The organism is Actinomadura sp., from assembly GCF_044508335.1.
Lineage (GTDB): Bacteria > Actinomycetota > Actinomycetes > Streptosporangiales > Streptosporangiaceae > Spirillospora.
Genome location: NZ_JBIQHY010000218.1, coordinates 1 through 3,844, shown reverse-complemented (window position 1 = coordinate 3,844; position 3,844 = coordinate 1). Strand labels below are relative to the sequence as shown.

Genomic DNA, 3,844 nt, shown 5'->3' with positions numbered 1-3,844 from the left:
GGCCGTGCCGGCCGACGGTGGTGAGCACCTCGGTGGCGAGCGGGTCGGTGACGGTAATCGTCGTGTCATCGCCCCCCGGCCGTTCCGCCGTTGCAACTGCTGGCAGATGGTCGCGGTGCCGTGCTCCAGGTCCACATCCACCCACCGCAGCCCGGCGGCGGCGCCCATCACCCTCTCGACCGCATCCCCGACGCGCTCCGCCGAGAAATCGTCGTCACCGTCTGACCGGAACCGTCTGACCGGAGCGGCAACGTTCCACCGGTCGCGCCCGCTCCCACACCGCGGCGGCGTGGGCGCGCCGGTTGCGGACCGTGATCCCGATCGGCACGGCGAACGGAGACTGAGCCGCTGTTGTCCGGGCCGAAGTCCGCCGGGAATCATCCGCGGCAGTTACTTGTTCGGCTAACTGTTCACCGAGTCGAGCAAGGAGTGAGGACGGCAGATGACCGCTTCCATCGAAGGCCAAGCCCGCGTGAACCCGTTCGAGACCGTGGAGGTCGGGTTCGGGACGCTCAAGAACCGGGTCGTGATGGCACCGATGACGCGCAGCCGCGCGTACGGGCCGGACGCGAGTCCCACCCGGCTGATGGCCGAGTACTACGCGCAGCGGGCAAGTGCGGGGCTGATCGTCACCGAGGGCGTCCAGCCCAGCCGGATCGGCCAGGGCTACCCCGACACGCCCGGTCTGCACAGCACCGCCCAGGTCGAGGCGTGGCGCCGGGTGACCGACGCCGTGCACGGCCGCGGCGGGAAGATCGTCGCGCAGCTGATGCACACGGGCCGAATTGGGCATCCGGACAACTATTCTTCGTCCGCCGTGCCGGTCGGTCCGTCGGCGGTCCGTGCCGAAGGCCAGATCTTCACCGCCGGCGGCCCGCGGGAGTTCGTCGAGCCGGTGCCGCTCACCGGCGAGCAGATCTGGGAGACGGTCGCGGACTTCGCCTCGGCCGCCCGCAACGCGATCGCGGCCGGCTTCGACGGCGTCGAACTGCACGGCGCCAACGGCTACCTGCTCCACCAGTTCCTCTCCACCAACGCCAACCGGCGCGAGGACGAGTGGGGAGGGCCGCCGGAGAACCGGATCCGCCTGACGCTGGAAGCCGTCCGCGCGGTGGCCGAGGAGATCGGCGCCGGGCGCACCGCGCTGCGGATCTCCCCGGCGAACCCGCTGAACGACATCGAGGAGCGCGATCACGCCGAGACGTACCGGCTGCTCGTCGACGAACTGGACGACCTCGGCCTGGCCTACCTGCACGTGCTGGAGTCCACGGACCCCGGGTTGACGTCCGTCCTGCGGGCGCGGTGGTCCGGCGTGTTCATGCTGAACCCGGCCACTCCCGGGTCGCGGACCGGGCCGGAGCACCTCTCGCTCATCGAGGAGGGCGCCGCCGACCTGGTCTCCTTCGGCCGCCTCTTCATGGCCAACCCCGACCTGCCGCACCGGCTTGAGAAGGGCGCACCGCTTCACGAACCGGACCTGAGCAAGGCCTACGGCGGCGACGCCGCGGGCTACACCGACTACCCCGCCCTTCAGCCCGCGCAGACGGCCGGGGCCTCCTCCTGACGTCCACTACCAGTGGAGGGACACCGCAATGAACACCACCGCACGCATTGACCACGGCACCGGACGGGTCGTCGTCATCACCGGCGCAGCCGGAGGAGTCGGGTCCGCCCTCGTCGGCCGTTTCCTGCGCAACGGCGATCGGGTGATCGCCACGGACCTGTCCGCCGCCGCCCTCGGCAAGCTCCGCGCGGATCTGGGCGCGGACGAGTCGCTCGTGACCGTCGCGGGCAGCATCGCCGACGAGGACGACGTGCGGGCGATCGCCGACGCCGCTCGCCGGCTGGGGGGCGTCGACGTGCTCCTCAACGTCGCCGGGTTCTTCCCGTTCGACATGTTCGAGGACACCAGCCCCGACCGCTGGCGCACGGTGATCGACATCAATCTGACCGGCTATTTCCTGGTGACCCACGCTCTGCTGCCCATGATGAGGGGCCGCGGCTGGGGCCGGATCGTCAACGTCGGGTCGGCGTCGATGTTCCCCGGCGTCCCCGGGCAGGTCCACTACGTCACGGCGAAGGCCGGACTGGTCGGGTTCACCCGCAGCCTCGCACGCGAGGTCGGCGCGGACGGCATCACCGTCAACCTGCTGACCCCCGGCCTGACGCTCACCGGGCCCGTGCTGGAGAACTTCCCGCCGGAGCTGATCGCGTCCCAGCGCGAGGGCCGCGCCCTCAAGCGGGACCAGCACGCCGCGGACCTCGTCGGGCCGATCTTCTTCCTGGCGTCTCCGGACGCCGACTTCGTGACCGGCCAGACGCTGAACGTCGACGGCGGCATGTTCATGAACTGACCTCGGCGGGCCGCGCTCCGGCGCGGGGCGCGGCCCGGCGGAACGGAAGGAACCGATAATGACCGAGTTCAACGACCGCGTCATCGCGGAGTTCCGGGCGAACCGAGGCCGCGTCGGCGCCTGGGGGACCGACCTGGTCCTCATCCATCACCGCGGCGTACGGACCGGGACATCGCGGGTGAACCCCGCGATGTCCCTGCGCGACGGCGACGGCTGGCTGGTGGTGGGGTCCGCGATGGGTGCTCCGCGCGACCCGGCCTGGACGGTCAACCTGCGCGCTCACCCCGACACCGAGATCGAGGCCGTGATCGACGGCGGCATCGCCACCGTCCCGGTGCGTGCCGTCGAACTGGCCGGCCGGGAGCGCGAGGCCGCGTTCGCGCGCTTCGTCGAGATGGCGCCCGCCTTCGCGGCCTACCAGGCCAAGGCGCCGCGGCTGCTGCCGGTGATCCGCTTCGTCCGCCGCGGGCCCGGAGGCTGAGCCGTGCCGCGGACCGGGCCCGCCGTCAGGCCGGCGGGCCCGGATCCCGCTGTTCGGCGGCGATCAGATTGCTCTCCAGGACGTGCAGCGCGTGCAGCACCCGGTCCCGCTCGGCGGCGTCCATCTCGCCGACGGTGAGCGACTCCAGCTCGGCCCAGATCCGCTTCACGCTCTGCTTCAGCGCGAGGCTGGCACGGGTGGCCTCGATGATCGTCACCCGCTTGTCGGTGGGGCTGCGGGTGCGCCGGACGAACCCGGCCGCCTCCAGCCGGCGGACCGAACGCGCCACCGAGGGCGCGTCGGACTCCAGGGTCCGGACGAGGTCGACCTGCCGCTGCGGTCCGCGATCCCACAGCTGGATCATCAGCAGCTCTTGGCCGGGATAGAGGCCGACGTCGCGGAGCAGCCGGCCCGCGAACGCCTTGTGCAGCCGCGCGACACGGAAGATCGAATGGCTGATCGGACCGAGACCGGCGACCGAGTCCTCCGACGGCTCGCCCGCCGCACCCGCTGTCTCCGCCACAGTTCCGAGGTTACCGAGCCCGAGCGCCGACCCGGTCCCCGGAGGTCGGGCCGCCACTGGTCAGGCTCACGCCCGGGAAGCAGCGGTCCACGCCCCGTCTTCGTGCAAACCCCCTGCGGACTTGGCGGACGCCGGGTCGTCCACCACGTGCCGAGCGGCGGGTCATGAGGCCGATGGCGGCCCGGCGGATCATGGCTTCGCTGGTGGCGGCACGGCGTTCGCAGTCGCGGGCGCAACCGCCGCCACGCGCAGACCAAACTTGACAGACTGGCAACGGGTCAGGGGCGCCCTCTGTCCGGAGAGCGGCCCGCGACCGTCATCTGACGCCCTGGCCGGATCTTGGTCTCGGGGGCCTGCGAACGTCATTAAGATCCCCTGGTGATCTTCAAACGGTCTGTTGCGGCCGGTGGTCTGCTCTGCTTGCTCGTCGCCTGCTTGCTCGTCCCCTGCGCGCTGGTCGGCGCGCCCCCCGTCGCCGCTGACGAC

Annotated in this window: 4 protein-coding genes; 3 read left to right on the top strand and 1 reads right to left on the bottom strand. The window is 71.6% G+C overall.

From position 1 onward, the window contains the following. Positions 1-442 precede the first annotated feature (442 nt). The 3 genes from ACIWVC_RS34295 to ACIWVC_RS34285 are packed head-to-tail and all read left to right on the top strand — an operon-like array spanning position 443 to position 2,835. Positions 443-1,564 (top strand): alkene reductase, encoded by a 1,122-nt coding sequence (locus ACIWVC_RS34295; protein ID WP_396453203.1) that lies wholly within the window; start codon positions 443-445, stop codon positions 1,562-1,564. A gap of 28 nt (positions 1,565-1,592) precedes the next feature. Next, the gene (locus ACIWVC_RS34290) at positions 1,593-2,354 is read left to right on the top strand and encodes an SDR family NAD(P)-dependent oxidoreductase (RefSeq protein ID WP_396453201.1); all 762 of its coding nucleotides are present in this window, start codon (positions 1,593-1,595) and stop codon (positions 2,352-2,354) included. A gap of 58 nt (positions 2,355-2,412) precedes the next feature. Beyond that, positions 2,413-2,835: a nitroreductase/quinone reductase family protein gene (locus ACIWVC_RS34285; protein ID WP_396453200.1), complete on the top strand. Its 423-nt coding sequence runs from the start codon at positions 2,413-2,415 to the stop codon at positions 2,833-2,835. A 25-nt stretch (positions 2,836-2,860) separates the two neighbouring features. On the opposite strand, the gene ACIWVC_RS34280 is transcribed toward ACIWVC_RS34285, so the two are convergent. Then, a complete protein-coding gene (locus ACIWVC_RS34280; RefSeq protein ID WP_396455164.1) occupies positions 2,861-3,358 on the bottom strand; it encodes a MarR family winged helix-turn-helix transcriptional regulator in 498 nt (165 codons plus the stop codon). Between the last annotated feature and the right edge of the window lie 486 nt (positions 3,359-3,844).